This window comes from Streptomyces fradiae (assembly GCF_041270065.1).
Lineage (GTDB): Bacteria > Actinomycetota > Actinomycetes > Streptomycetales > Streptomycetaceae > Streptomyces.
The window spans coordinates 412,684-439,587 of the sequence record NZ_CP065958.1; the positions used below are offsets into that span (position 1 = coordinate 412,684).

General features: G+C 71.4%; 22 protein-coding genes and 1 pseudogene. 11 read left to right on the top strand and 12 right to left on the bottom strand.

The window, feature by feature from the left end; genetic code table 11:
• Positions 1 to 60 precede the first annotated feature (60 nt).
• The 6 genes from JAO84_RS01830 to JAO84_RS01855 all read left to right on the top strand — a co-directional run bounded on the left by JAO84_RS01830 (position 61) and on the right by JAO84_RS01855 (position 6,511).
• Complete coding sequence (locus JAO84_RS01830; RefSeq protein WP_370409752.1) at positions 61 to 1,077, top strand: TIGR03557 family F420-dependent LLM class oxidoreductase; 1,017 nt, start codon at positions 61 to 63, stop codon at positions 1,075 to 1,077.
• The gene (locus tag JAO84_RS01835) at positions 1,074 to 2,873 is read left to right on the top strand and encodes a thiamine pyrophosphate-requiring protein (RefSeq protein ID WP_370409753.1); all 1,800 of its coding nucleotides are present in this window, start codon (positions 1,074 to 1,076) and stop codon (positions 2,871 to 2,873) included. Before JAO84_RS01830 ends, JAO84_RS01835 begins: the two co-directional genes overlap by 4 nt.
• Positions 2,874 to 2,879: 6 nt before the next feature.
• Entirely contained in the window at positions 2,880 to 3,299 is a 420-nt protein-coding gene (locus tag JAO84_RS01840) for a hypothetical protein (protein ID WP_370409755.1), read from the top strand.
• 26 nt (positions 3,300 to 3,325) lie between these two features.
• Positions 3,326 to 3,919, top strand: a complete 594-nt coding sequence (locus JAO84_RS01845; RefSeq protein ID WP_370409756.1) for a gluconate 2-dehydrogenase subunit 3 family protein — start codon at positions 3,326 to 3,328, stop codon at positions 3,917 to 3,919.
• A complete protein-coding gene (locus JAO84_RS01850) occupies positions 3,916 to 5,625 on the top strand; it encodes a GMC family oxidoreductase (protein WP_370409758.1) in 1,710 nt (569 codons plus the stop codon). Before JAO84_RS01845 ends, JAO84_RS01850 begins: the two co-directional genes overlap by 4 nt.
• A gap of 196 nt (positions 5,626 to 5,821) precedes the next feature.
• Entirely contained in the window at positions 5,822 to 6,511 is a 690-nt protein-coding gene (locus tag JAO84_RS01855; protein ID WP_370409759.1) for an HAD family hydrolase, read from the top strand.
• Between the two features lie 71 nt (positions 6,512 to 6,582).
• Here the strand turns inward: JAO84_RS01855 and JAO84_RS01860 are convergent.
• From JAO84_RS01860 to JAO84_RS01885, 6 genes and pseudogenes are all read right to left on the bottom strand, one after another.
• Positions 6,583 to 6,873: pseudogene (locus JAO84_RS01860) on the bottom strand (cytochrome P450); the annotation flags it as partial.
• Between the two features lie 296 nt (positions 6,874 to 7,169).
• Positions 7,170 to 8,420 carry a cation:proton antiporter gene (locus JAO84_RS01865; protein WP_370409760.1) on the bottom strand — a complete coding sequence of 417 codons (1,251 nt, stop codon included), beginning with the start codon at positions 8,418 to 8,420 and terminating at the stop codon, positions 7,170 to 7,172.
• Between the two features lie 258 nt (positions 8,421 to 8,678).
• On the bottom strand, positions 8,679 to 9,977 hold the full coding sequence (locus JAO84_RS01870; RefSeq protein WP_370409761.1) for an SLC13 family permease: 1,299 nt from the start codon (positions 9,975 to 9,977) through the stop codon (positions 8,679 to 8,681).
• Positions 9,974 to 10,441 (bottom strand): CBS domain-containing protein, encoded by a 468-nt coding sequence (locus JAO84_RS01875; RefSeq protein WP_370409762.1) that lies wholly within the window; start codon positions 10,439 to 10,441, stop codon positions 9,974 to 9,976. Before JAO84_RS01875 ends, JAO84_RS01870 begins: the two co-directional genes overlap by 4 nt.
• A 156-nt stretch (positions 10,442 to 10,597) precedes the next feature.
• Entirely contained in the window at positions 10,598 to 15,517 is a 4,920-nt protein-coding gene (locus JAO84_RS01880) for a DNA repair ATPase (protein WP_370409764.1), read from the bottom strand.
• Positions 15,518 to 15,619: 102 nt separating this feature from the next.
• A complete protein-coding gene (locus JAO84_RS01885) occupies positions 15,620 to 17,632 on the bottom strand; it encodes a flotillin family protein (RefSeq protein ID WP_370409765.1) in 2,013 nt (670 codons plus the stop codon).
• Between the two features lie 681 nt (positions 17,633 to 18,313).
• Between JAO84_RS01885 and JAO84_RS01890 the strand changes: the two genes are divergently transcribed.
• From JAO84_RS01890 to JAO84_RS01910, 5 genes are all read left to right on the top strand, one after another.
• Complete coding sequence (locus JAO84_RS01890; protein ID WP_370409766.1) at positions 18,314 to 19,129, top strand: hypothetical protein; 816 nt, start codon at positions 18,314 to 18,316, stop codon at positions 19,127 to 19,129.
• A gap of 174 nt (positions 19,130 to 19,303) precedes the next feature.
• Positions 19,304 to 19,741 (top strand): NfeD family protein, encoded by a 438-nt coding sequence (locus JAO84_RS01895; protein WP_370409768.1) that lies wholly within the window; start codon positions 19,304 to 19,306, stop codon positions 19,739 to 19,741.
• Positions 19,742 to 19,770: 29 nt separating this feature from the next.
• Positions 19,771 to 20,880 (top strand): SPFH domain-containing protein, encoded by a 1,110-nt coding sequence (locus tag JAO84_RS01900; protein ID WP_370409769.1) that lies wholly within the window; start codon positions 19,771 to 19,773, stop codon positions 20,878 to 20,880.
• Positions 20,881 to 21,179: 299 nt separating this feature from the next.
• Positions 21,180 to 21,482: an STAS domain-containing protein gene (locus JAO84_RS01905; protein ID WP_370416626.1), complete on the top strand. Its 303-nt coding sequence runs from the start codon at positions 21,180 to 21,182 to the stop codon at positions 21,480 to 21,482.
• Positions 21,483 to 21,586: 104 nt separating this feature from the next.
• Positions 21,587 to 22,105 (top strand): hypothetical protein, encoded by a 519-nt coding sequence (locus JAO84_RS01910; protein ID WP_370409771.1) that lies wholly within the window; start codon positions 21,587 to 21,589, stop codon positions 22,103 to 22,105.
• Positions 22,106 to 22,189: 84 nt separating this feature from the next.
• Here JAO84_RS01910 and JAO84_RS01915 read toward each other — a convergent pair whose 3' ends face one another.
• The 6 genes from JAO84_RS01915 to JAO84_RS01940 all read right to left on the bottom strand — a co-directional run bounded on the left by JAO84_RS01915 (position 22,190) and on the right by JAO84_RS01940 (position 26,880).
• Positions 22,190 to 23,008, bottom strand: coding sequence for a transposase (locus tag JAO84_RS01915; protein ID WP_370409773.1), 819 nt, complete (start codon positions 23,006 to 23,008; stop codon positions 22,190 to 22,192).
• Positions 23,005 to 23,391: a transposase gene (locus JAO84_RS01920; protein ID WP_370409775.1), complete on the bottom strand. Its 387-nt coding sequence runs from the start codon at positions 23,389 to 23,391 to the stop codon at positions 23,005 to 23,007. Before JAO84_RS01920 ends, JAO84_RS01915 begins: the two co-directional genes overlap by 4 nt.
• A 460-nt stretch (positions 23,392 to 23,851) precedes the next feature.
• Positions 23,852 to 24,118 carry a Na+/H+ antiporter NhaA gene (locus tag JAO84_RS01925; protein ID WP_370409777.1) on the bottom strand — a complete coding sequence of 89 codons (267 nt, stop codon included), beginning with the start codon at positions 24,116 to 24,118 and terminating at the stop codon, positions 23,852 to 23,854.
• 159 nt (positions 24,119 to 24,277) lie between these two features.
• A complete protein-coding gene (locus tag JAO84_RS01930; protein WP_370409779.1) occupies positions 24,278 to 24,511 on the bottom strand; it encodes a hypothetical protein in 234 nt (77 codons plus the stop codon).
• Between the two features lie 664 nt (positions 24,512 to 25,175).
• On the bottom strand, positions 25,176 to 26,255 hold the full coding sequence (locus JAO84_RS01935) for a PucR family transcriptional regulator (protein WP_370416627.1): 1,080 nt from the start codon (positions 26,253 to 26,255) through the stop codon (positions 25,176 to 25,178).
• Between the two features lie 325 nt (positions 26,256 to 26,580).
• The gene (locus JAO84_RS01940; protein WP_370409780.1) at positions 26,581 to 26,880 is read right to left on the bottom strand and encodes a hypothetical protein; all 300 of its coding nucleotides are present in this window, start codon (positions 26,878 to 26,880) and stop codon (positions 26,581 to 26,583) included.
• Positions 26,881 to 26,904 lie beyond the last annotated feature (24 nt).

Below are 26,904 nucleotides of genomic sequence, written 5' to 3' on the forward strand. Positions count from 1 at the left end.
GGGCAGCCGCATCGACGGAACTCAGGGAATGGAGCGGCGACCCGCACTCATGGAGGCGTCATGACCGAGTTCGGCTACTTCCTGTCCTGCGAGGAGTTCGGGCCCGGCGACCTCGTCGAGCAGGCCCGAATGGCGGAGGACGCGGGCTTCCGCTCGATATGGATCTCTGACCATTTCCACCCGTGGAACGACGAGCAGGGCGAGAGCCCCTTCGTCTGGTCGGTGATCGGGGCGCTCTCCCAGGTGAGCGGGCTGCCTGTCGAGACCGCCGTGACCTGCCCGACCGTTCGCATCCACCCCGCGCTGGTGGCTCAGGCGGCCGCGACCTCCCAGATCATGCTCGACGGGCGGTTCCGGCTCGGGCTCGGCAGCGGCGAGGCGCTCAACGAGCACATCCTCGGTGACACCTGGCCGTCCGCAGACGTGCGCCTGGAGATGCTGGACGAGGCCGTCGCGGTGATCCGGCTGCTGTTCACCGGCGAGGAGGTCAGCCATCGTGGCAGGCACTACACGGTCGAGAACGCCCGCCTCTACACGCTCCCCGAGACCCCGCCCCCCATCGATGTCTCCGCCTTCGGGCCGAAGGCGGCCGATGTCGCGTCCCGGATCGCCGACGGCTTCGTCAGCACCGCCCCGGACGCCGGTCTGGTCGCACGGTTCCGGGCCCGCGCCCCCGAGCGCCCCGCGTACGCGTCGACCAAGGTGTGCTGGGCCGCATCACGTGAGGCAGCGGTCCGCTCGGCTCACCGGCTCTGGGCGATCGAACACCTCCCGGGAGAACTGGGCCAGATCCTTCCCACTCCGCGCCACTTCGAGCAGGCCGCCGAGCTGGTGACCGAGCGGGCCGTCGGCGCGGCCGTACCCTGCGGCCCCGACCCGGAGGAACACGCCCGCCGCCTGCAGGAATACGTGGACGCCGGCTTCGACCGGGTCCACATCGGCCAGATCGGCCCCGAGCAGCGCGGCTTCTTCGACTTCTACCGCACAGAGGTGCTCCCGCTGCTGGCCGGCGCCGACAAGAGCCCGACCGCTGGAACCGCCGCGCGGGGCAACCTCGAGGGAGGGGAACAACCGTGACGAAACAGACCGTCGGAGACCATCTGCTCGAAAGGCTCCGCGCCTGGGACGTGAGCCATGTCTTCGGCTACCCCGGTGACGGGATCAGCGGCCTGCTCATGGCCTGGGCGAAAGCCGCCGACGACCCCTTGTTCATCCAGGCCCGGCACGAGGAGATGGCGGCTTTCGAAGCGGTCGGCTACGCCAAGTTCTCCGGACGTCTCGGTGTGTGTGCGGCGACCTCCGGCCCTGGTGCCGTCCACCTCCTCAATGGTCTGTACGACGCGAAGCTCGACCACGTTCCTGTCGTGGCCCTCGTCGGCCAGACCGACCGCAGCGCCATGGGCGGCTCCTACCAGCAGGAGGTCGATCTGCACACGCTGTTCAAGGACGTGGCGAGCGCCTATCTGGAGACCGTCACCGTCTCCGAACAACTCCCCAACGTCCTCGACCGGGCCGTCCGGACCGCCTGTGCCCGCCGCGCCCCGACCGCCGTGATCATTCCGGCGGACGTCCAGGAACTGCCGTACTCCGCCCCGGCGCACGCCCACAAGATGGTGCCCTCCAGCCTCGACGCCAGCGGCTGGGCGCCCGTTCCCGACGACGCGGCCCTCGCCCGCGCCGCCGACGTCCTGAACGCGGGCACCCGGGTGGCCGTGCTGATCGGCCAGGGCGCGGCGGGCGCGGCCCGCGAGGTCGAGGGGATCGCCGAGCTCCTCGGCGCGGGCGTGGCGAAGGCCCTGCTCGGCAAGGACGCCCTCAGCGACGAACTACCGTATGTGACGGGCGCGATCGGCCTGCTCGGCACCCGCCCCTCGTACGAGCTGATGCGGGACTGCGACACCCTGCTCACGATCGGGTCCAACTTCCCCTACTCGGAGTTCCTGCCGCCGTACGGGCAGGCTCGCGCCGTCCAGATCGACATCGACGCGCACATGGTGGGCCTGCGCTATCCCTACGAGGTCAACCTGGTCGGGGACGCGGCAGCCACCCTGCGCCGGCTGCTTCCCCTGCTCCTGCGCAACGACGACCGCGGCTGGCAACGGACCGTGACCGCCGGAGTGCGCCGCTGGAAGAAGGTCATGGACCGCCGAGCCGCCCTCTCGGCGGACCCGGTCAACCCCGAGTACGTGGCTCACGCGCTCGCCCCGCTCCTGCCCGACGACTCGATGATCACCGCAGACGCGGGCTCGGTCGCCAACTGGTACGCGCGCCACATCACGATGCGCCCAGGCATGCGTGGCTCGCTGTCGGGCACCCTCGCCACCATGGGCAGCGGCGTCCCGTACGCGATCGGTGCCAAGTTCGCCCACCCGGACCGGCCGGCGATCGCTCTCGTCGGCGACGGCGCCATGCAGATGAACGGGATGGCGGAGCTGATCACGGCGGCCAAGTACGCCCTTGAGTGGGCCGATCCCCGGCTCGTGGTGGCCGTCTGGAACAACCAGGACCTCAATCAGGTCAGCTGGGAACTGCGGGCCATGGAGGGAATGCCTCCCTTCGCAGCCTCCCAGTCCATCCCCGACGTGCCCTACGCCGCCTTCGCCCGCTCCCTCGGCCTGACGGGCCTCCGCATCACCGATCCAGGCGACGTCGAGGACGCCTGGCGGCAGGCCCTGACGGCGGACGGGCCCGCCGTCCTGGACTTCCGCACCGACCCGGCCGTGCCGCCCATCCCGCCGCACGCGACCTGGGAACAGATCGAGGCCACCCTCGCCTCCCTGGCCCGCGGCAACGGCCACCGCGGTCACGTGGTGCTGCAGGGCCTCAAGGCCAAGGCGCAGGAGTTGTTGCCGCATCGTCCCGGCGGGAGGTGACGCGTCGTGCGCGAGCTGCTCGAAACGGTGCGCGAAGGGCGTGTGCAGCGCGTCCTCTCCCTCGCCACGGGCCTCGGCGCCGCGGTCAGCGGCGCGGAGATCTTCCTGGAACACGACCGGGCCTCTTTCGGCAACCGTGTCATGTGGTGGCCGGTCTGGCTCGGCCCGCTCGGACTCGCCGCCGGAATCGCCGGCTGGGCCGACCCGCGGGCCGCCCGTACCATCCTGCCCGCCGTCTCCGCCGCGCTCGTCCTCAACGGGCTGCAGGGCACCTGGCTGCACATCCGCGGGATCGCCGCCAAACCCGGCGGCTGGCGCATGGCCCGCTACAACCTGGAGCTCGGCCCGCCGCTCTTCGCTCCGCTCATGGTCAGCGGAGTGGGCGCGCTCGGCCTGCTCGCCGCGGTGTCCCGGAGGGAGCGATGAACCCCCGGCGCCCTCAACCGCGCGCGATGCGGCAGGCGCATGCCTGGGATCCGCACACGCGGGCGGTTGTTCAGGCCCGGCTGGCCCCGCCGTCCTGCCGCTTCCTCACCCCGGCCGAACAGGCCATCGCCGGGCCGCTCCTCGACCTGCTCACCGGGCAGGCGCACACCCCCGGCCGAGTGCCCCTGCTCGCTCTCGTCGACCGGCGGCTCGCCGAAGGCCCCGCCGACGGCTGGCGCCACGCCGACCTCCCCGAGGACGCCCTCGCCTGGCGGCTCACGCTGGGCGCCCTCGATGCCGAGGCGCGACTCCGCCACCACGGCACGGGGTTCGCCGACCTCACGACCGGTGACCGCCACCGGCTGTTGCACGTGCTGTGCACCAGGGCCCGCAGCACCCTGCCCGCTCGACCCTGGCACGGCCTGCCGCTCCGCCACGTCTGGGAGCTGTGGATGCGCCACGCCTGCGCCGCCTACTACTCCCATCCGCTCGCCTGGGACGAGACCGGGTTCGGCGGACCCGCCTACCCCCGCGGCTATGTCCGCCTCGGCCGCGGCACACGCGAGGTCTGGGAGGTGCCGCACCCGGCGCCGGCCGCACCGACGGAGTCCCCGCCGTGATCCGGCGGCCCGGCGCCCCCATCGGTCGCCCCACCGGTCTCCGCGCCGCCTGGGGCGCAGCCGCGGGCACCCTCCGGGAGACCCTGCGCCCCCAGGGCGCACTGCGCGCCCGCAACGCCTCCGCATGGCTGCCTCCCGCGCACGAACTCCTGCCCGCGATGCGCCGGTTCGCCGACGCCGACGAGGTGGACCTCGTCGTCGTCGGCTGCGGCGCAGGCGGTGCCGTGCTCACCCAGCGCCTGGCGCGGGCCGGCTGGCGGGTGGCGTGCCTGGAGGCCGGGCCGTTCTGGGACCCGGGGCGGGACTGGGTGAGCGATGAAGAGGGCTCCCGCGGGCTGCACTGGACCGGGCCGAGGGTCGTGGACGGACCCGACCCGGTGCCGCTCGGCGCCAACAACTCCGGTCGGGGCGTGGGCGGTTCCATGGTCCACTTCGCCGGCTACGCACCCCGGCTGCACCCCTCCGACCTGCGTACCCGCACCGCCGACGGGGTCGGCGCCGACTGGCCCCTCGACTACGCCGACCTGGCCCCGCGCTACGCCCGCCTCGAACAGGAACTGCCCGTCGCCGGCCAGTACTGGCCCTGGGGCGCCCCGCACCCCTACCCGCACGCCCCGCACCCGGTCGGCGGCAACGGCCAGGTCATGCTGGAGGGCTGCGCCGCGCTCGGCATCGAGGCGCGAGTCGGCCCCGTCGCCATCGTCAACGGGCGCTTCGGCGCCCGCCCGCACTGCGTCTATCGCGGCTTCTGCCTCCAGGGCTGCACCGTCGGCGCCAAGGCGAGCCCGCTCAACACCCACGTCCCCGACGCCCTCGCACACGGCGCCGAGATCCGCGCCGACGCCATGGCCACCGAGGTCGTCACCGACCGCGGCCGGGCCACCGGGGTACGGTACGTGCGCGGCGGCCGCGAACACCTCCAGCGCGCCCGGGCCGTGGCCCTCGCCTGCTACGCGATCGAGTCCCCGCGCCTGCTCCTCAACTCCGGCCTGTGCAACGAACACGACCAGGTCGGCCGCTATGTGATGGTGCAGGGCGCGCCCCAGGTCGCGGGCCGGTTCGACGACGAGATCCGGATGTACAAGGCGCCGCCGCCCGAGGTGACGAGCGAGCAGTTCTACGAGACCGACCCGGCCCGCCCGTACCGGCGCGGCTTCTCGGTGCAGACCGTCTCCCCGCTGCCGGTCGTCTTCGCCCGGCACCTCGCCGAAGCCGGCCACTGGGGTGCCGGTCTGCGCGAACGGATGCGTGGCTACCCGTACTGGGCCACCCTCGGCGCGCTGTGCGAGTACCTGCCGCAGGCCGGCAACCGGGTCACCCTGGACGCCGAGACCGACGCGTACGGACTGCCCGTCGCCCGCTTCACCCACGGCCGCTGCGCCAACGACCGGCTCGTCACCGAGGCCGCCACCCGCACCATGGCCGACATCCTCACCGCCGCGGGCGCCCGGGAACTCGTCGCCGTCGAGCGCTACGCCCATCTGGTCGGCGGCTGCCGGATGGCCGACCGGCCCGAACACGGGGTCGTCGACGCCGACCTGCGCACCTTCGCCGTACCCAATCTGCTCGTGACCGACGGCAGCGTCCTGCCCACCCAGGGTGCCGCCAACCCCGCCCTCACGATCATGGCCCTCGCCGACCGGGCCGCCGCCCGCCTGGTGGCCGGATCCCGGTCCGGCCTCCCGCTCGCCCGGAGCCCGCGCTGAACGCGACGCCCGGCAGCGGCGCCGTAGCTCGCCGGGCACGGTCATGACGGCGCGGGCCGCATGGTTCGAGGGCCCGGTCCGCCGCCCGGTCCGCATACCCGCACCGATATGGGGCACTCGTGACCGCGAGGTGACATGACCCGACCGGGCCGCCACCGACCGCTTCCGTCGGCCGGCTCGGTGGGAGGAGGACACGATGACTGCGCATGGGGCGCGGTCCCGGGGCGCTGCCCTGTTCGACGTCGACGGGACCCTGGTGGACACCAACTACCTCCACACCCTCGCCTGGTGGCAGGCGCTGCGCCGACACGGTCATGACGTACCGATGGCCCGCATCCACCGCGCCATCGGCATGGGCGCCGACCGACTCCTCGACGCGGTCCTCGGAGAACGGCGCCGACGCACCGAGGACAGAGCGATCGCCGACGCGCACGGGGCTCTCTACGCCGCCTGGTACGAGAATCTCCGGCCGTTCGAGGGCGCGACGGAGCTGCTGCGCGCGGTGGCCGCACGCGGATGGCGGGTCGTGCTCGCCAGTTCGGCCTCCGAGGAGGAGGTCGCCGCCGTCCGCGGACTGCTCGACGCCGACGAGGTGATCGAGGCGGCCACCTCGGGCGGAGACGTGGACGCCACCAAACCCGCACCCGACCTCGTGGAGACGGCCCTGGAAGCGGTGGGCGCCGAGCCCGAGGACGCCGTCTTCGTGGGCGACACCGTCTGGGACGTGGAAGCCGCCGGGCGTGCCGGACTGCCGTGCATCGGCCTGTTGACCGGCGGCACGACGCGCGCCGAGCTGGAGGACGCGGGTGCGGTGCTCGTCTGCGAGGACGCCATGGCCCTGCTGAGGAGGATCGACACGAGTCCGCTCCGCCGGCCATCGCGGTGACCGCGTCCACCGGCATCAGCCGTGCGTGTACGGGGCCGCGGCCCAGAAAGGTGCCGCTCGCGGGGACCACCGCCCTGCGGGATCAGTGCGTAGGTGTGCGGCGAGGCGGTCAGGAACCGGTCCGGGACGAAGCGGTACGGATCGTCCCACAGAGCGAGGTCGTGGTTCCTCCCGTACACATCGAGCAGCAGCAGGGTGCCGCGCGACACCCGCTCCCCGTCCAGCACGAGCCCGTCCGGCGCGAGGGCGCCGACGAACGGGACGAACGGACAGAAGCGGCGCACCTCATGCGCGAAGGACCGGGCGAGCCCGGTCGGTTCCTCCTCAGCGAGCCGCCTCCGCAGACGGGGCCGCAGGCTCATCGCGTGGGCGGCGAAGGTCAGGAACCACGTGATCGCCACCGTGGGTCGCGCGAGGCGTCGGGACTCACGACGGCGAGTGCGTCAGGGCGCTTCGGCAGTACGTCGGCGAGCCGAAGCGCCTCGGTCCGGGCCCGGACCGTGCCGTCGAGGGAGTCGTCCACCACCGCCGCGAGGGTGCCCGTCCTCGCTCACCACGACGAGCGCCGGAGCCCGCTCATGGACCAGTACTTCCGCGGCTTCCCGCAGGGTGGCGTCCAGGTGCGCACAGGTGCGCACAGGTGCAGGGCCAGGCCAGGTCACGCTCGCGCACGGGCCGGGGTCTCCGCGGTCGTCGTTCCGTCCACGGAGCGTGGTTCGGTTGCCGCGCCGGTGTCGACGATGTCGTCGACGTGGAAGAGGCGGGCGATGGGGACGTCGGTGCTGCTGTGGGCGATGATCGAGAAGGCGATGCAGACCGCGATCAGCGTGTACGCCTCCGGCCCCTGAGGAATGCCGGCCTGGAGGACCAGCAGGCCGTAGACGACCGAGGCGAAACCCTTCGGCCCGAACCAGGCCGCGACCAGCTTCTCCCTGCGGTCGATCCGCGTCCCCCACAGCGACAGCAGCAGCGACGCCGGCCGGATGAGCACGATCGCCAGGACCACCGCGACATAGCCACCGATGGACAGGTCTCCGAACAGCTGCGGAGTGAGCAGCGCGCCGAAGACGAGCAGGGCGGCGAACTTGGCCAGTTCGGCCAGCGACTCGCCCAGCGGCTCGAACGCCTTCTGGGACTCCGATGAGACGGCGGCGAGGACCGCGCCCGCGGAGAAGGCGGCCAGGTAGGGGTTGGCGTGGGTCAGGTGGCAGGCGCCGTACAGGATGATCCCGGTGGCCAGCGGCAGCAGCGGCTGGAGCTTCGGCTCGGCGCCGAGCAGCGGAAGCCGTACGAGCCCGTTGACGAGCAGCGGGAGCAGCACGCCGAAGGCCAGGCCGAGGCCCAGCTCAAGACCGATCTGCCCGAAGGACGCCTCCGCATGGCCCGCGGTCGGTCCCGCGGCGGCGATGAGGATCAGCACCACCGGCAGAGCGAGGCCGTCGTTGATACCGCTCTCGACGTTCAGCAACTCGCGCAGCCGGGACGGCACCTCCTTGCGGCCCACGATCGCCGACGCGAACACCGGGTCCGTCGGCGCCAGGACCGCGCCGACGAGGAAAGAGGTCGTCCAGTCCAGGCCGACCAGGTAGTGGGTGATCAGGGCCATGCCCACGCACGCGAGCGGCATGCCCAGACCGAGCGCGCGCGCCGGGTTGCGCCAGTTGGCCCGCAGCTTGGCGAACGAGACATGCATGCCGTCGGTGAACAGCACGGCGAACAGCGCGAGATCGGCGGTCACCGACACGATCTCGCTCTCCGGCGAGATGTGGATCAGGCCCAGGAAGCCGTCGCTCACCAGCGCCCCGCCAAGGAGGAAGAGCAGCGAGGTGGACAGGACGGTACGGGCGGCAAGCCCGGACAGCAGCACCGCGACAAGCAGTGCGGCCCCGAAGACAGCGACGAGCAGCATGACGGAAGTACTCCGATCGGTAGAAGAGACACGTATCCCTTGTTCGCCGACCAGACTTCCCGGCACTCCGCAACGGACCTTACACGTTCCTTACGCGGCATTGACAGGGCCTTGACGGGCACCCGGGCGCGGCTCCGATTGCCGGGTTCCGGCAATCGGAGCCGCGCAGCGCGGTCGTGCTGGGGAGCCATCCAGCGGTACTGGTCCCGCGCGAACGGTGGCTGACGGAACTCATGCGCGTACCCGCACGGCGGGCGCTCAGGCCAGGGCGAAGTAGCGCAGCCACAGATAGAGCGCGGACACGGCGACCGTGACGGCGGTGACGACCAGTCCGTACTTGGTGAACTGCCAGAAGGAGATGGGCTGGCGGTTGCGTTCGGCGATGCCGAGGACGACGACGTTGGCGGAGGCGCCGATGGCGGTGGCGTTGCCGCCGAGGTCGGCGCCGAGGGCCAGGGCCCACCACATCACGTGGTCGGGGTCCCCGCCCATGTCGGCGACGAGTTCGCTGGTGATCGGCGCCATCGTGGCGACGTAGGGGATGTTGTCGACGATCGCGGAGAGCACGGCCGAGCCGCCGAGCAGCAGCATGGATCCGCCGAGTTCGGCGCCTCCGATGGCGTCCGCCAGCCAACCGGCCAGCTCGCCGATGACGCCCGTCTCGATCAGTGCCCCCACCATGACGAACAGGCCTGCGAAGAAGGCCAGCGTGGGCCACTCGACCTCACCGAGCACCTCGCCCGTCTCGACCTTGGACACGGCCACCAGCAGGCCGGCGCCGAGGAGCGCGACCACGCTCGGCTCGTAGTGCAGGACGGGGTGCAGGACGAATCCGGCGACGACGAGGGCGAGGACGCCCAGGCCGAGGGCCAGCAGGCGGGGGTCGGTGATGGCCTCGCGCTCGCGCAGCTCCATGACCTCGGCGGCGCGCTTCTCGTCGTAGACGAAGTACTTCGCGAACATCACCCGGCACAGCAGGACGAGGACGCATATCAGGACCACGCACAACGGCGCGAGGTGCACGAGGAAGTCGTTGAAGGTGAGGCCGGCCCGGCTGGCGATGATGATGTTGGGCGGGTCACCGACGAGCGTGGCGGTGCCGCCCACGTTGGACGCGAAGACCTCGGCGAGCAGGAACGGCATGGCCGGCAGTTTCAGCCGGTCGCACACCAGGAGCGTGACCGGGGCCACCAGCAGGACGGTCGTGACGTTGTCGAGCAGCGCGGACGCCACGGCGGTGATGACGACCAGCATGGTCATCACCCGAAAGGGCCGGGCCCTGGCCTTCTTCACCGACCAGATGGCCAGGTACTCGAAGAGCCCGGTCCGCTTCAGCACACCGACGATCATCATCATGCCCATGAGGAGGAAGATGACGTTCCAGTCGATGCCGGTCTCCTCCGAGTGGAAGGCAGAGACGTCGTCGGTGGCGCCGATGGCCAGCATCAGCCCGGCGCCGCCCAGGGCCGCGGCCACCCGGTGGACCCATTCGGTGACGATCAGGACGTACACGCCCGCGAAGACGGCGACCGCCGCCCAGCTCTGCCAGTCATTCACGCCTGACCGCCCGCCGCGAGCAGGTGCCGCATGAGCCCGGCCGCCGAGACGACCCCGAGCAGCCGGCTTGCGGGACCGTCCCGCTCGACCACCGCCACCAGGGGTACGTGGCTACGGGCCATGGCCGCCGCGATCTCCAGCGTGCCCGCGTCCGGGCCGACGTACGGCGGCTTGAAGGCACGGGCGGGCAGCCACTGGGACACCGTCTTGCCCGTCAGGTCCTCGACGAGCGCTTCGGCGTGCCGTTCGTCGATGACCGGGGCGAGGAGCGGGTCCTCCATCACGTACTCGGGGACGAGCTGGCGCACGACCTGGGAGCCGGGCACGACGGCGTACGGAATCCCGTCGGCGTCAAGCACCAGAAGCGCGGGCAGATCGTGTTCGGCCAGCAGCCGGACCGCGTCCACGGCACGGTCGTCGGTCGTGATGTGGGGAAACGGCTCGGCGAGATCACGGGCGGACATGGGGCGGCTCCTGACCGGGGTCGTCAAAAAACGGGAACGCAAAAGAACTCGCCGACCAGACTTCCCGGCACACCGCCGGCAACTTTATAGGTTTCTTACGGCTTCCTGGCGAGCTTCTGACGGCGGCCTGTCGTGCGGTACCCACAGGCCATCGGATCAGGCGTCGTCGGGACGGCCGCCGGCCGGCCGGGAGGCATGCCGCCCGGCGGGGCGTGCCAGCAGGTGGCGGGGGTCGGATGCCCGTGTGATGGCCGCCTCCACGGCCGTGAGGCGGTCGGCGAGCAGGCCGAGGGCGGCGATCGCGCGGCCGGTGGGGTCGTCACCGGCGGTTCCGAGCGTCCGGGTGCGGGTGAAGGCGGTGGTGATCTCGGTCCAGCGGGTGGCCTGCTCGGGGGTGAGGGTGCCGCGGAGGGCCGCGAGCTTGAGGAGGTTGGCCTCGGCGTCGCCGGTGAGGGTCTGCGCCTCCGCCGTGTAGTGGTCGTCGATGAGAGCGGCGAGTTCGGCCTCGTTCATGGCGGGCGAGATGCGGGCCACGATCTTGTTCATGTTGCGGTACGAGCCCTGGAGCCGGAACGGCGGCTCGGTGCGGGCGTCGTCGGTCTGCGCGGCGGAGGCGATGTAGGCCTCGTTGACCGCGAGCACGGTGGTACGGGCGGTCAGCAGGTGGCGCAGGACGGCGAGGATCCGGTCGAGTTCCGCCGGGGTGTACGGGTGGGTGAGCCGTTCCCGGTTCGCCAGCGGGTCTCCGGATGCCAGGCCGGTCAGCAGCTCCAGGTCGGCGCGGTCCCGGCCGGCGAGCGGCGCGAGGTCCGGGTGGGAGGTCAGGGCGTTCTCGACGAAGCTGAGGGCGAACGCGTCCTCCTTGCCGGTGAGCACGTCGCCGAGGTTCCACACGTCGGCGCGGTTGGCGAGCATGTCGGGGACGCGGAAGCGCGTACCGGACTCGGTGTAGGGGTTGCCGGCCATGCAGACGGCGAAGCGCTTGCCGCGCAGATCGTGCCCGGCCAGGCTGCGGGTGGCGTCGCACAGCGGGATGAACTTCTGCAGGAACTCCGGCGAGCAGTGCTGGATGTCGTCCACGTACAGCAGCACGTTGTTGCCCGCCTCCAGGGCGAAGGCGATCTTCTCCAGTTCGCGCCGGGCCGCCGCGTCGGGGGCCTCGGCCGGGTCGAGGGAGGTCGTGGCCCGGCCGAGGGCGGGGCCGTCGACCTTGACCAGGAGCAGGCCGAGGCGGTCGGCGACGTACTCGACGAGGGTCGTCTTGCCGTATCCGGGCGGTGAGAGGAGCAGGAGCAGTCCGTGGCTGTCGACCCGCTTGGCGTCGCCCGCAGCACCGAGCTGCTTGGCCAGGTTGTCGCCGATCAGCGGCAGGTAGACCTCGTCGACGAGCCGGTTGCGGACGAACGAGGACATCACCCGCGGGCGGTACTCGTCCACCCGCAGCCGGGTGCGTTCGGCCACGACGAGTTCGGCCCTGCCTGCCTGGAAGGACCGGAACCCCGGCACGTCGTGGGCGGCGAACTCGGCCGTCCGGTGCAGGAATTCGTCGATCCCGAGCTCCAGCGAGCCGCCGCTCAGGCGTGGGTGGCTGCCGAGCAGTCCGGTGAGCGTGCAGCCGGTCGGTCCGTCGACGTCGTAGCGGTCGAGCGCGGGGCACAGCTCGATGGCGACGGCCTCGGTGAGCACCCCGTCCCCGGCCCGCTCGCCGGAGGCGGCCGCGTAGGCGTGCAGCCAGCCCTCGACGAGCCGGCGACGGGCCGCGAGGTCGTCAAGCGCGCCGAGGTCGTCGTCGTACGCCCGGGTCCCCACGGCCCTGCGGAACTTGTCGAGGAGGGTTCGGGCCTCCGCAGAGACGGCGAACCCGGCCGGGGCCGTGGCCAGTTCGTCGACGAGGTACGCAGCGGCCGACGGGTCGCCGATCCGCTCGGCCAGTTCGCGGCGGAGCGCGTCGAGGCCCGGCGCGGCCCCGAACAGGTCGCGGGCGCGGTGCAGGGAGACGGCGGTACGAGTCCACGCGGCGCGGGCCTGGTCGCTCGCCGCGTGCGCCCAGAACAGCTGGGCGTTCGCTCTGGCGGTCGCCGGGTGACGGAGGAGTCCGGCGCCCTCGCGCAGCCGCAGCACGGCGGCCAGGATCTCCGTCGCGTCGTGGTCGTGGACCCCGCGCTCGTACCCCTCGTCGTACGCGGCTTCGGCGGCCCGCCGGACCAGGGCCGGCAGTTCGGCGGCGGCCAGGGCGTCGGAGAGGGCGTCGGCGCCGTGTTCGGCGAGGAGCCGGGCGGCAAGGTATTCGGAGCGGTAGACGTCCGGGGACTCCGAGGGCAGGGTCCGTCCCCAGTGCGGGCGGGTGGCCTCGAACGCGGGGTCGGTGACCCGGCGGCGGTAGTCGGTACCGGTGAGGACGAAGGCGAGCGTGTCGCCGTGCGGGACGAGGGTGAGCTCGGGCGACTGGCGCTGGACGGCGAAGCGGTACCGGCCGAGGCGAATGGTGTCGCCGCCGTCGGCGTACAGCTCGGTACGGTCGCGCAGGGCGCGGCCCGCCTCCTGACGGGCGGCGGCGAGCCGGCCCTCCAGTTCCTCCGCCCGCACCTGGTCGCCCAGGTCCCGCAGTTCGGTGGCGGTGCGCCGGACCTTGGTCACCATGGGGTCGGAGGCGAAGTACGCGTGGACGTCGTCGTCACTGTCCAGGCCGGCGGCGCGGCGGGCGATCGCTTCGAGGACGCGGCCGGCCGACTCGGTGAGGCGCTGCGCGCGGCGGGCACGGGCATCGGTGAGGGTCTGGCGGCGTGCGGTGAAGGCGTCGTGGATCTCGGTCCGCTTCTCGGCGAGTCCGCCGAGGAAGGCGTCGTGATCGGCGAACCGGGCTTCGAGGTTCTCCAACTGGAGAAGTAGTCTGCCGAGTTGTGCGTCGCAGTCCTCCGGGGTGGCCGCGGCGGCGAGTGCGCCGGTGACCGCCTCGGCGAGCAGGGCGAACTCGGCGGTGAAGGCGGCCCGCCCCTCGCGGTCGAGGAGATCGGCGCGTCGCGAAGCCAGGGTGGCCCGGGCCCGGTTGAGGCCGCCCAGGACGTCGGCGACGCGCTCCAGGATGGAGGTGCGCACGGTGGCGTCGGCGATGTCGAGGCCGGCGACGACCTCGCTGAGGGTCCGAAGCCCGTGGGCGTGGGTGTCGAGGCGGTCGCCGAGGTCACGGGTCGCGGCGACGCTGTCCGCCTCGGCCGCGGCGGCGGTGAGCCGTTCGGCCTCGGCCTGGTGGGCGGCGAAGGCGTCGTCGCGCTGGAGGAAGGCGACCGCCCGCTGGGCGGCGGCGACGAGGTCCTCCTCGGCCTGCCGGGCGAGAGTGTCGACGGCGTCGGTGTCGGCGTACCGCAGCTCCTTCACCGTCAGGAGGTGCCCCTGGGCGCGGCGCAGCGCGGTGAGCCGGTCGATCCACTCCTCGGCCGTGGCGGGCGACTCGCCGCGGATCTGCCGGGCGAGACGGGTGAGGCTCCGCTCGGCCTCCGTGAGAGCCTCCGCGGCCCGGGCGGTGAGGGCGGCCACCGTCTCGAACTCGGTGAGCACCTGCTCCGCGGTGGTACGCAGCGCGGCGAGGGGTACGCCCAGGTCACCGGTCTCCGGGTCGCCGAGCCAGTGGTGGGTGTCGGCGGCGCGGTCGCAGGCGGCGAGCAGCGCTGCGTACACCTCGCCGGTCGGGGTCGTCTCGCCGGCCTGCCGGGCGATGGCGAGGCAGTCGGAAATGCCGCGGACGAGGTCGGCGTCGCCGATACGGGCGAGCGGCCCGCTCCCGGCCGGTGCGAGGTGGGTGTCGGCCGCGAAGGGGGTGTTCCAGAGCTGGACCGGGTGGACGCGGCCCGTCTCGGTGCCGGTCCCGCGCAGTACGACCAGGGTGCCGTCGTCGAGCAGCGCGTACGCGCGTCCGGTGACAGGGTGGGCGGCCTGCTCCCGGACCCGGTGGTACGGGAGCAGGAGGGTCCGCGCGTCGCCCGGGGCGCCGGGCGACCGGAAGCTGTAGAGGACGTCTCCGCCGTGCGGTGAGACGACGGATCCGTCGTGGGCGAGTCCGGCGAGGTCCGTGGCGGTGTCGAAGGTCCGCACCGTGCCGTCGGCGAGGCAGTACCCACCGGGAAACACGACGCCGCGGTCCTCCGGGAGGCGCAGACACGCCTGGCCGAGGCCGTCGAGTCGGACGACGGCTCCGGTGAGGGAGTGGAAGACCAGATGGCGTACGGTCTCCTCCCGGTACGGGAGAACGCGGACCAGGACGAGCGGGCCGACGACGGCGTGGGCGACCTCGGCGTCGGCGAGGGACTGCAGCGGTTCGTCGACCGGCTCTGCGTACACGCCGTCGCCGGTGTCGGTGTCGTTCCGCGTCTTGACGGTGAGCGCGCCACCGGCCGTGGAGACGAACAGCCGCCCGCCGAGCGAGATGTGCGGGTGTCGGCCGGGCACGTGGTCCTCGCGGGTGGCGGCCACCCAGTCGACGTCTTGGCCGGGCGGCGTGACCAGGTCCCGTTCGCCCTGGGCGTCCAGGAACCGGCACGCGCCGGACGGGGTGAGTGCCCAGCGCAGAACCCGCAGGTCGTCGGCCTTCTCGCCGGTCTGGAAGACGGCGAGCAGCCGTCCCTCGGTGCGGCGGAACCGGACCAGACGCGCGCCGCGGAAGTAGCGGTGCAGGGCGGCGAACTCACGGACGAAGCCGGGGTCGTCGAGCAGTCCGGGCACGGCGTCCTCGGACTGAGCGGTGAACTCCCGGTCGTACAGGGCGAAGACGTCGGCGACGCGCGGCTGCCCGTCGAGGGTTGCGGGCGGGCGGGTGCGGCCGAAGAGCAGCAGGCCGCCGACGGCCACCACGTCCGTCAGCACGCAGGCGTCCTCGGTCCGCACCTGCCCGGTCCCGGTCAACTCCAGCTCGCCCGAGCCGAATTCGCGCGTCCTGGCCTCGTTCAGCGCCTGGGCGCGTGCGGCCAGTTCGGCCGCCTGCGCCGCGAGCCGGTCGCGCAGCACCGCGTAGGCGTCGTCGTCGACGCCATGCGCCTCGGTTGGCGTGCTGGTGTTGGTGCCGTTCCCGCTGTCGGTGTTCATCCCGCCGTACCTCTCCCTGTTTCTCCGCGGGAGGGCCGGCGCCGGGACCCCCGTACCCGGCGCCGGCCCTCCCGGCCCCCGTCGCCCGTCGCCCGTCGTCCGTCAGCTCGCGCTCGCGGCCGTGCCGTTCAGTACGGCGGTGGTGTCCGCCGGCGCGGGCGCATCCAGCAGGCCGGACTTCATGACTTTCGCGAGCAGCGCGGAGACGCTGAGGTTCTGCACGTCGGCGGTGGACAGCGAGCCGAGCACCTTCGTCAGGTCCTCGGTGAACGAGCCGTCGCCGTTCAGCCACGGGCCGGCGAGGGTCTGCGCGGTCTGCGAGTGGTCCAGGAAGCCGTCGACCGACTTGCCCAGCGAGACCGACTGCACGAGCCGGTCGAGGAAGACGGACTCCCCTCCGACGATGTTGATGTCGGCGTGCTCCAGACCGGTGGCCAGGACGGTGGCCTGTGCTTCGGCGACCTGCCGCTGGACGTCGAGGCCGGCCAGCCGGATGTCCTTCTCGGCCTCCAGGCGCAGCCGGTACTCCTCGTGAGTACGGGAGGCCTCGTCGAAGGCGGCGACGGCGATGGCCTTCTGGTTGAGGCCCTCGGCCTCCGCCTTCAGCTTCTCGCCGATCGCGGTGGCCTCGGCGAGCGCCTTCGCGCGCAGGCCCTCCGCCTCCGCGCGCAGCCGGGCCTCGGTGGCCTCGGCCTCGGCGCGGCCGGTCTTCTCGATGGCAGCGGCCTCCTTCTCCCGTACCTGCGCGGCGGCGAGGCCCTCGGCGGCGGCTTCCGCCTGGAGGCCCTCGGCGAGGCGGATCTTGGCGCGGGCGTCGAGGTCGGCGGCCTTGTTGCGGGCCTCGGCGAGGGTGAGTTCCTCCGCGGCCCGGTGCACGGCCGCCTGCTCGGCGGCCTCGGCGGCCTTGATGTCCTTGACCAGCTTCTCCTGCGCCTCGGCCTCGGCGGCGATGACGAGGGCCTGCCGGTCGCGCTCGGCCTCCTCCACTGCCCGGAGCCGCTTGATGGACTCCTCCTGCTCGGCGACCGTCCGGTCCACCGCGACCCGCTCCCGGATCACCTCGGCGATCTCGCGGCGCTCGGCCTCGACCTCCTTGTCGGCGGCGATCCTGGTCAGCTCCGTCTCCCGGTCCCGGGCGATGACCTCAAGGAGCCGGTCCTTCTCGATGCGCTCGTTCTCGATCGCGATGACCCGCTCACGGTTCTTCTGCGCGACCGCCACCTCGCGGGTCTGGTTCTCCCGCTGGACGCCGAGCTGCTCCTCGGTGCGCAGGAAGGCGCTCTGCGCCCGCAGCCGCTCCTCCTCCACGACCTTGGCGGTCTCGGCCTCCTCCCTCGCCCGTACGGTCTCGATCTCACGCCGCTGCTTGATCTCGGCGTCCGCCTGCCGCCGCTCCAACTCCAGGATCGCCTCGCGGGCATCCACGTTCTGCCGGGTGATCTCCTTCTGCTCGTTCTGCCGCAGCTCGTTGGTGCGCACGTTCTCGACGGCCGTGAGCTCGGTGATCTTGCGGATGCCCTGGGCGTCCAGGATGTTCGCGGCGTCGAGGTGCGACAGCGGCGTCTGCTCCAGGTGGTCGATGGCCGCGTCCTCCAGGCTGTAGCCGTTGAGGTCGATACCGATGAGCTCGATGATCCGGAAGCGCAGCTCCTCGCGCTTGGTGTACAGGTCGGTGAAGTCCATCTGCTTGCCGACCGACTTCAGCGCCTCGGAGAACTTCGCGTTGAACAGCTCCTGCAGCGTCGCCTGGTCGCTGGCCCGCGCCGTACCGATCGCCTGGGCGACCTTGATGACGTCCTCGACGGTCTTGTTCACCCGGACGAAGAACGAGATCCGGATGTCCGCGCGGATGTTGTCGCGGCAGATCAGACCGTCCCGGCCGGTCCGGGAGATCTCGATGGTCTTCACCGAGATGTCCATGACCTCGGCCTTGTGCAGCACGGGCAGGACCACCTGCCCGGTGAAGGTGACGTCGACCTTGCGCATCTTCGACACGATCAGCGCCTTGCCCTGCTCCACCTTGCGGAACAGCCGGCTGACCGCGAACAGCACAACGGCGGTGAGGAGGAGGACGACGGCGACGAGCACGCCGATGCCCACGGTGATGGCATCCATGAGAGAACCCCGTGTCGATCGAAGTGAGAGGGCGGAACAGCAAGGCACGTATCCGCTCGGGCGGTGGTGCACGGCAAACGCGTCCCGGGCACGGCGCTCCGGCGACTCTTCCGGAACCCGGCATCGGCCGCGCTGAGCGCACCTTCGCGGAGCCATTCTGATGCGCCGCCCTACTCAGGCGCATTGCCGATTCCCGGCAGGCTTTGATGTCTTCTTGATGCCGGGGTCTTCCGACTGGCCGAAGGCATCTCTGACAGCGCCCTCGACCGGATCGGCGGGGGAAGGGCATGGAAAGTACGGCACGATGCTCGGCTCCAGCCAGGAGAGCCGGGCTCTGCTGGACTGCACCCTCTCCTGGGGCGAAGGGTCGCTGGGAGCCCGAGGTACTGGTTCGGGTACGAGTGGGGGCGCTGATCGCGGCGCAGGTCGCGGCGGTTGACGCGGGTGACCGATCCATCGGCGACTTCCCGATGCCTCTGCCACCCGGCGCGAGGGGCAGCACCGCCGCCACGACCGGGTCAACGGCAGTGAGGCGAGTGCCTCGTTGCAGTGCGGCCCACCACTGCGCCGCCTCTGCCACGCCCACGACAACCACCGCACGCTGATGGAGGGAGAACCGCAATCGGACGACGAGCCGAGGCGGCAGCGGGAGCGCTCGTCCTGACGCTCACCGCCGGCCGGTTGATCCGGGGATTCGGCCTGCGGGATGACGACGCGAGCGAGGTCTCCGCAGACACCTGCCGGGGCGCGCTGGCGGTCGAGGAGGCCAGGGCGTTCTTCGGCGGCGCCGACCTGGGATCCGACGGCAACACCGCGGAATGGGTGGGCTATCAGACGGAGTACTGCTCGGCATGGGCCCGTGGCCAGGAATCCAGCGGCGTACGGCTCAGCCTGGACGTCCGTCCCGCAGCGGCCCATGTCCTGGCCGAAGCACGCCAGGACATCGAGGAGCTCTCCGACGCCCAGGTGCTTCAAGTGGCCCGGTTCGCCACCGAGTCGGCCCGCCGTGCGGCTCAGCGCTTCGGGTGCGAGGGCCCGCTGGGGCAGCGGCCGCCCACCGTCGATCGCACCCCGTGGCAGACACGCCCCGCAGCCCAGGCCAGGGGAACCTGTCGTGGCGTCGTCAGCTCGCAGGACGCGGCCCGGCTACAGATCGTGACGGTCTCGGAGAAGCCGGACGGACGCGCACTCACGGAGGAGTGCGCCTTGAACATGCCTGCCGAGGGCCACCACATCAGGCTGAACGCCTACTACGGGCCCTCCGCGCAGCATGAGATGTACCTGGACGGCCGCTATCCCGGCAGCGTGAAGGGCGCCGTCACGCAGTCGCACGACTGCAAGGGCAGCTTGGGGACGGCCTACTTCAAGTTCGAGGAGTTCCCGAAGCCGGAAGCCGAGAAGGGAGCGCGGAGCAGCGCAGGAAGTGAGGACGCGCATCGATTGCTGACGGCCTTCGCCTCCGCCTCCGGGAGCCGACATGGTTGTCCCCTGGCCTGACCAAGGCCTCTGATCACCGGGCCGACCGACAAAGACTCCGGAGACCGCTCAGGCACCGGGATACCTCGCGGTGGGGTAGTTGTCCGCCTGCTCCGATCGGCGCGGGATGCGTAGGTTCTGTCCTGGTTCAGCAGGGTAGGTGATGGATTAGGCGTCCAGAGGGAGGCTGCTTCCATGCCGTGGCTCATTTGGCTGCTCGCCGCCGCGGCACTCGGTGTCGCGGAGTTCTTCACCCTGACGCTCGTCTTCGGGCTGCTGGCGGGCGCCGCCTTGGTTGCCGCCGTGGTCGCTGGTATGGGCGTCGGCCTTCTCGGCCAGCTCGTGGCGCTCGGGGTGGCAGCGGCAGCGGGTCTTGCCCTGGTGCGTCCTGTCGCATTGCGGCACATGGCGCAGGCGCCCCTCACGCGCGAGGGCAGCGATGCGCTGATCGGCAAGCGGGCCGAGGTCATGCAAGAGGTCACCGCGAGCCGCGGCCTGATCAAGGTCTCCGGCGAAGAATGGTCCGCCCGTGCCCTCGACGAAAGCCAGGTGATCCCGGTGGGAACGCTGGTGGACGTCATGGAGATCAAAGGCGCTACGGCTGTCGTCTATCCGCGCGAGCTCCTTCCGTGAACGGCTGAACACATCCCAACGGAGGAATTGTGGATCCGGTTGTCATCCCGATTCTTGTGGCGGCGATTGTGGTGGTCTTCCTCGTGGTGGCCACGGTGCGTATCGTCCCGCAGGCGCGCCGCTACAACATCGAGCGCTTCGGCCGGTACCGGCGGACGCTGCAACCCGGCCTCAACTTCGTCGTGCCGGTGGCGGACCGTGTCAACACCAAACTCGACGTACGCGAGCAGGTGTATTCGTCAGCGCCCAAACCGGTGATCACCGAGGACAACCTCGTGGTCAACATCGACACCGTGCTCTACTACCAGATCACCGACCCGCGGGCGGCGGCCTACGAGGTCGCCGACTACCTGCAGGCGATCGATCAGCTCACCGTGACCACGCTGCGGAACGTCATCGGCAGCATGGACCTGGAGGAGACGCTCACCTCACGCGAGGAGATCAACGCCCGCCTCCGCGCCGTACTCGACGACGCCACGGGCAAGTGGGGCATCCGGGTCAACCGCGTGGAGATCAAGGAAATCGATCCGCCGAACACCATCAAAGAGGCGATGGAGAAGCAGATGCGGGCCGAGCGTGACAAGCGCGCGGCCATCCTGCACGCCGAAGGGGAGCGGCAGGCCAAGATCCTTACCGCGGAGGGCACGAAGCAGAAGGACCTCCTGGAAGCGCAGGGGACGCAGCAGGCCATGATCCTGCGAGCGGACGGCGAGGCGAAGGCGGTGGAGCGCGTCTTCCAGGCCGTTCATCGCAACAATGCCGACCCGAAGGTCCTGGCCTACAAATACCTCGAGACGCTCCCGCATCTGGCGAAGAGCGACAACAACACGTTCTGGGTGATCCCGGGCGAGCTGACCGAGGCGGTTCGCGCCGTCACCCACGCGTTCGGCGACCGGTCGTCGATGGGGCTTCCCGAATCCGCCCAAGCGGAGGAAGCAACCACTACCGATACCGACAGCTCGCCGGACGAAGGCGGTGCACCGGAGCTCCAGGCAGGCGCGCCGCTTCCACTCGACGCCGCTGCGGCCGCCGATGAGGTCGCGAAGCAGGCCGCCGCCGTGGTGAGCGACGCCAAGGCCGAGGCCGAAGCCGCAAGGGCGGCCCAGGTACCCGGCCGGGGGCAGGCGTCCGGAGACTGAGCCCCGACGACGAGGCCTTCCGACTTCCCCGCCGTTCCTGTGGCTCTGGGCCACCATTCAAAAGCAATGGCCGGCGGGCGATGGTATCCCCTCGGCACAGCGATACCCGGTAGAACCGAAGACGGTCAGTAGATCGGAGGCCGCTTTCCGGAGCGCGGATATACCTGCCGGCGCGCACCCTCCGTTTCAGGTGCGCCGGGAAGTCTGGTCGGCAATAGCCGCCGCCTGCCCTCGGAGCCCCGATGCCGACGATGTCACCCTCACGGAAGCTCCGGCAGGGCCGCCACGCCTTGCTGCGAATGCTCCACCCTCGTCGCGATCTCGTCGTCATCCGCCTGAGGGGCAACCTCGACGCCGAGCGGGTGAAGGAAACCACCCGGGTCCTGCGCCGTGTGCTCCGCAACGGTCCGAGAGCACTGGAAGTGGACCTCTCCGGCGTCACACACCTCAGCCCTGAGGGAGCCCTCCCACTGTTCCTCGCCGCCCGTGGGGCTCGCGGCCAAGGAGTCCGGTTCACCATCACCCACGCGGATCCACAGGCACAGGCCATGATGCATCGACTCGGCCTTGAGCGATATCTGTCGAACGGCGCCTCAAGCTAGAGTTCCGTGACACTGCATCGGCCGGGGAGTCGGCTCGCTACTTTCCGGGCAACAGGCCACCACGCACCTGCCTCGATGTCGTGCCCCGCTTCTATGCTCCTGCGATGACGTCTCACGAAGGAACGCATCGCACCGTTCTCGTCCGGGTGGGTAGCCGCCATGCCCAGATCGACGAACAGCTCGCACCCACGATCCAGGCGATCTGGGAGTGTGGCCTCGACACGTTCACCTGCTGCCAGGACCTGGCAGAGAGCAACGCGGACTGGCCGGAGAAGCTGCCGCACATGGCGGAGTGGGTCGAGTCCCGCCGTGGGTGGATGCTCATCGACTTCCCGGTCGACAGCGGCCTCGCCTTCCTCTCGGCCGCGGCGAACGCCGGCCCGCGAGACGCCTTCTACGTGCGGATGACTCACTGGGCCGCCCCGGACGCCTGGGATGTGAAAATCAAGCCGATGGACGCGGCGATGTTCCAGGAGGACCAGCCATCGCACTTCGGCCTGCGCCTCCTCCAGGTGAGCTTCCCCGCCTACGACCTGCCGGAACTGACCCGCCGTCTCCGCGAACACGCCGCAGGCCGTACGGTGCCGCCCGCCCCCGCCGATTGGAGCAGCGTCGGCCGCTAGCTTCTGGGTCGGGCCGGTCTGCACCGCAAGCTCCGGCTGAGTACCTGCGTGACCAGGCTGGCCAACTGCAGCGTTCAGTCACCGCTAGGTGGCCGCTTGCCGTTGGTAGTGGCAGTTTCGGGCGCGGGCCTGGTGGCGGCGTCGCCAATGCGACCAGCGGAGTCGGTGCGCGAGGTCGTGGACCCGGCTGGTGAAGGTGGTGAACAGGCGCTGGATCTCGTTGCAGGTCAAGGGGATCAGGTCGTCTGGGGCGGGGTGGTCGCGGCCTTCGGCGGCCGCGGTGACGACGAGGAAGGCGAGGGCGAGCATCGCGAGGGTGACCCAGCGGTGCCAGGAGGTCCAGCGGCGGACCTGGTGCTCGTGCAGGCCCGCCAGGCCCTTGCCGGCCTGGAACGTCTCCTCGACCGTCCAACGTCGTCCGGCCACCCGCACCAGGTCGGACAACGGGACGGGGCGGGCGAGAAGCAGCGGTAGAAGGCGAGTTCGCCACTTCGCCGATTGCGGGCGGACCAGCAGCCACCAGTGCCCGGGCCGATCGGCAGGGCCATGGATGTCGGCCTGGGCCCAGTCGTAGTACCGCTCGCCTAAGGCCCCCGCTCGGGCCGAGCGCCGCTGCCATGCCCGCCCCGGGATCTTCGCCACGATGGCCTTGGCCGGGAACTTCCCCGCCGCCGTGGTGACTTGGTGGTGCTGGAGACCGCCAGGACGTAGCCGGTCCAGCGTTTCCAGCGGGGCCCGCAGGTGCGGGTTGTCGCCGTAGACCTCGTCGCCCGCGACCCAGCGGGCGGGAGAGCCCGTGTCGAGGGCCCGGCCGATCATCCGGGCCGCCTGCACTGGCTTCGTCGCGAAGGCGAGGTCGTCGGGGATGCCGGCGGCCCAGCAGCGGTCGACATCGTCGGTCAACGGGCGCGGCACGTACAGGGCCGGTCGATCGCAGCGTGCCCGCAGGCGGCGGAGTAGACAAGGTAGACGGCGACCTGGGAGTTCTCGATCCGTCCGGCCGTGCCGGTGTACTGGCGCTGGATGCTGACCGTGGCGGTGCCCTTCTTCAGGTCGCCGGTCTCGTCGACCACCAGCACGGCCGCGTCGTCGGCCAGGTGCTCGACCACGTAGGCGCGCACGTCGTCACGGACCGCGTCGGCATCCCACTTCGCGCGGTGCAGCAGGTGCTGCATGCCGTCAGGGGTGGCGTCGCCCGCGTGCTCGGCCAGGGTCCAGCAGTTCTTCCTCGGCAGGTCGGACAGCAGGCCCAGCACCAACGCCGCTGCGGAGACGGCTGCGGCCACCGTTGATCATCATGAGTTGTGTCGACAAACGAGGATCAGGCGGTGGCCGCAGGTCACAGCTAGTACCTGCCCGATGGCGGTCGATGTTCGACCAGCTGACGTTGACCTCCCGGCCCAGGACGAAGGCGTGCACGCCGAACAGTCCCAGGGCGAGCACGCCGATCAGCATCAGGGCGGAGAAGCCGGGTACCCGCATCCGCCTACAGAAGGAGGTCCGCAAGGCGTCGGATCGCGTCTCCCCCGCGGAATCGCCGTCGCCCGGGTCAGTGAGCGTCCTCGTCACGAGCGTGGTCGACGGCCGCTCCACCGTGATCTCCAGCACGCGTCCCGTCCCGGGTCTGCCGAAACGGAACGACGTCCCTGATCCGCCCGCCCCGGGACGCCGCCAGCACAGCGGAGTCCGATACGAAGCGGACCGGCGGGCGGTCGTTGCCTCGCGGCGGCGCGGGCGGACGGTGCGTCAGCGAGGCCCACGCTGACAGAGCCAGTGCGACGAGGATGAGGAGCGAGCCGGCAGCGGCGCGCAGCAGGAGGAGTTCGTCGCCTTGCGCACCAGTACGGCGGCGAGGGTGGCGGCGGTCAGGAATCCGATAGGGACCGCGGCGTTGACGTGTTCGGTCTCGGTCGGATCCGGGAAGGCGAGTTCGCCGATCAGGAGAGCGACGGTGAAACCGATGCCGGCCAGGACCGCGAGGCCGATCGCCCGGCGCTCCGGCCAGGAAGGCACTCCGAGAAAAGCTCGTCGGGCGCGTGGCCGCGTCATGGGCGGGCCTCCGGGGCGTGTCGGTGGGTGGGCACACGGCCCCTCAAACACCGACCAGGCTTCCCGGCACACCTGCGTCATCCTGACGTGCCCGTGGGCCTCACCAGGGCGGCTCCCAGCTGGTCAACTCTGTCCGTCCCGGGTCCGGTAGAGCCTGAGGCTGTTGTTGACGAACAGGTGGACGTACCCGCACGACCAGCAGAGGAGACCGGTCGCCGATTCGTTCGCCCAGGCGAGGTTGAAGAACTCCATCCCCGTGCTGTTGAGCTTCACCTCACGCTCCCAGAAGGTGTCACCGCCGCAGATGAGGCAGCGGACCGGCACTTCTCCGAGCTGTGCGTACACGGGCTTGGCCATGATTCCCCCAAGGTTTCCGGCATCCGGCATCGGGCACGCCCACGGCCGCCCGGGGCCTCATAGTGCTCCCGCACCGCTTGTCAGCGCATTGCCGTACATCGGCAGCCTGGACGCGAACTTGATGCCGATCGCTGTGTGTCGGGCTGCCGTGTCTGTGGGCAGGCTCCAACTAGCGGGCATCGCCGGGACTGCCGCGCCCTCCTGCTGGGCCAAGGAGGCTGCCATGGGTCGCTTCGCCGACGACCAGCGTGCCTTCGCGGACATCGAGCGCCACCTCGTACAGGACGATCCCGTGCCTCGACACGCGGATGAAGACGCTGAACCAGCAGTTCCCGCAAGCTCAGGAAGCCCAGGAGAGCCGCAGCCGTCCACGCAGGAGCCGCCGGCGAGCGGTGGTGGTTGTCCTTGTGGTCATCGCCGTGCTCGGGCTGCTTCTGGCCGCGGTCCTGGGGACAGCCTCCGCGCCACCGGAAGGCGGCGACACAGGTCCCGCGGCCCGGTCCGTCTCCACGTCAGCCCGCCCAGCGACGTGAACCGCCTCGCGCAACGCGACGCGAGCACAGAGGTCCCGGACTGCGGCGCGCCGGGGACCGCCCCGGTGACACGTGGGGGGGGTGAGGGGTCACCGAGGCGGCGTGATCGGCGTAGGCGATTGATCCGCTGGTCAGGAGGCTGAGGAACCGCCAGGCCCGGGAGTTTCGTGGGGCCAGCCGAGGAGGCGGGCGCCGATCATGGCGGTCTGCAGGGTGTACCGGCTCGCGGGGTCGGCGGGATCGACGCCGGTGAGCCGGTGGATCCGGTCGAGGCGGTAGGAGACGGCGCGCACGGACAGGGTGAGGTGGCGCGCGGTCTGGGTGGTGACGCAGCCGGTGTCGAAGAACGCGGTGAGCGTGTCCAGGAGTGGTCCGGCACCTCCACGCGCCGTCCTGAGCGGGCCGAGCACGCTGTTCACAAGGTCTTCCATGGCCTGCCGGTCGCGGGTGAGGACCGGGTAGACGAGCAGGTCGGCGGCATGGAGGACAGGGGCGTCGAGGTCGAGCCGGTCGGCGAGTTCGAGGGCGCGCAAGGCTTCTTCGTAGGACTGGACGACGCCTCCGGGACCGGGCTGAGGGCGGCCGATGGCTGCCTGGCCGCCGCCGGTGGCGGCGAACGCCTGCTTGGCGAAGTAGGTGAGGACATCGCTCTGGTCGCCGGGAGCGACAGCCACGATCCGGCCGCCCTTCGTCGTGAGCAGGATGTCCCGGTCGCCGAACCGGCCGATCAGGGCCCGCTCCACCTGCTGCGGGACCGGGTCTGCCTCGCTGTACGCCTGCGGGCCACGCGCGACCGCGACCGCGTGGGTGTGGGAGAGACGCAGGCCGAACCGTTCGGCCCGCTGGGCGAGGCGTCCCAGGTCACTGCGCCCGTACAGCAGGTCGTCGATGAACTCCCGCCGCTCGGCCTCCTCCTGCCGTACCGCCAGGCGCTGGGCACGCTCGAAGCCCCCGGCGACAGCGTCCACCGACTGCTCGACGGCGGCCAGGAGGTCGAGGACGTCCCGCCGGTCCAGTGGGCCCTCGGGCCAGGCGGCCCGGGCGGCGGCCAGATGGCGGCCGATCAGGGCCCGCAGGCCCAGGGCTTCACGGGCAGCCGCCTGCTCACCGGCCTGCCGGCGGCCACGCACCTCCTCCCGGGTCAGCCGGCGCCCGCTCGCCGCGACATCCGCGAGCAGCGGCCCGTACTCCTCCAGATACGCGTACGACATCTCCCCCTCCTCCACGATCACCGCCCCCTTCTGCCCGACCGAACCGCAAGAACGTCGTAGAGAACGACGCACGCCACCGCCGCACCCACAAGCCCCAGAGCGAGATACGAGCACTCGTCTTGCACCTGGGCTGAAGCCCCGGACGGACGCGGGGCCTCGTCCGCCACCACCGCCCCGTACAGGGTGAGTCCGGCCACGCCGAGCAGTCGCCTCGGGCGTCGCGCGGGCCGCAGCACGGCCGGCCACCAGCCCGCGAGTACGGCGGTGCTCGGCGCGAGGAGGGCGACGGCGCCGCCGGTCAGGAGCGTCCAGCCGGCCCAGCCGCTCACCTCGGCGCCCCTGGCGCGGCTCCGTCTGCCGAACGGCGGGTGCGGTGCCGGTTCAGTTCGAACAGGCCGACCAGGGGGGCGGCCAGGTTCAGGGGGAAGGCGAAGGTCTCGGCCACGACGGTGGTGCCGGTGGCGCGGGTCATGCTGGCCGCGAGCCCGGCGCACAGCAGCAGCGTGGGCAGAGCCCGCCGCCAACGCGGCAGCTCGGTGAGCCACCACACGCGCACGCTGACGACGATGCTGAACATCAGGAGGGCAAGCGCGAACAGGGCGATCAAAACCAGTGTGAGGGGCATGGTCGGTTCCTTCGAGGCAGGCGG

What these genes read in the sequence shown, in the direction of transcription:
- JAO84_RS01830 (WP_370409752.1), top strand. Translation starts at nt 61, where the DNA reads ATGACCGAGTTCGGCTACTTCCTGTCCTGCGAGGAGTTCGGGCCCGGC.
- JAO84_RS01845 (WP_370409756.1), top strand. Translation starts at nt 3,326, where the DNA reads ATGCGGCAGGCGCATGCCTGGGATCCGCACACGCGGGCGGTTGTTCAG.
- JAO84_RS01855 (WP_370409759.1), top strand. Translation starts at nt 5,822, where the DNA reads ATGACTGCGCATGGGGCGCGGTCCCGGGGCGCTGCCCTGTTCGACGTC.
- JAO84_RS01865 (WP_370409760.1), bottom strand. Translation starts at nt 8,420, where the DNA reads ATGCTGCTCGTCGCTGTCTTCGGGGCCGCACTGCTTGTCGCGGTGCTG.
- JAO84_RS01875 (WP_370409762.1), bottom strand. Translation starts at nt 10,441, where the DNA reads ATGTCCGCCCGTGATCTCGCCGAGCCGTTTCCCCACATCACGACCGAC.
- JAO84_RS01880 (WP_370409764.1), bottom strand. Translation starts at nt 15,517, where the DNA reads ATGAACACCGACAGCGGGAACGGCACCAACACCAGCACGCCAACCGAG.
- JAO84_RS01885 (WP_370409765.1), bottom strand. Translation starts at nt 17,632, where the DNA reads ATGGATGCCATCACCGTGGGCATCGGCGTGCTCGTCGCCGTCGTCCTC.
- JAO84_RS01895 (WP_370409768.1), top strand. Translation starts at nt 19,304, where the DNA reads ATGCCGTGGCTCATTTGGCTGCTCGCCGCCGCGGCACTCGGTGTCGCG.
- JAO84_RS01905 (WP_370416626.1), top strand. Translation starts at nt 21,180, where the DNA reads ATGCTCCACCCTCGTCGCGATCTCGTCGTCATCCGCCTGAGGGGCAAC.
- JAO84_RS01910 (WP_370409771.1), top strand. Translation starts at nt 21,587, where the DNA reads ATGACGTCTCACGAAGGAACGCATCGCACCGTTCTCGTCCGGGTGGGT.
- JAO84_RS01930 (WP_370409779.1), bottom strand. Translation starts at nt 24,511, where the DNA reads ATGGCCAAGCCCGTGTACGCACAGCTCGGAGAAGTGCCGGTCCGCTGC.
- JAO84_RS01935 (WP_370416627.1), bottom strand. Translation starts at nt 26,255, where the DNA reads ATGTCGTACGCGTATCTGGAGGAGTACGGGCCGCTGCTCGCGGATGTC.
- JAO84_RS01940 (WP_370409780.1), bottom strand. Translation starts at nt 26,880, where the DNA reads ATGCCCCTCACACTGGTTTTGATCGCCCTGTTCGCGCTTGCCCTCCTG.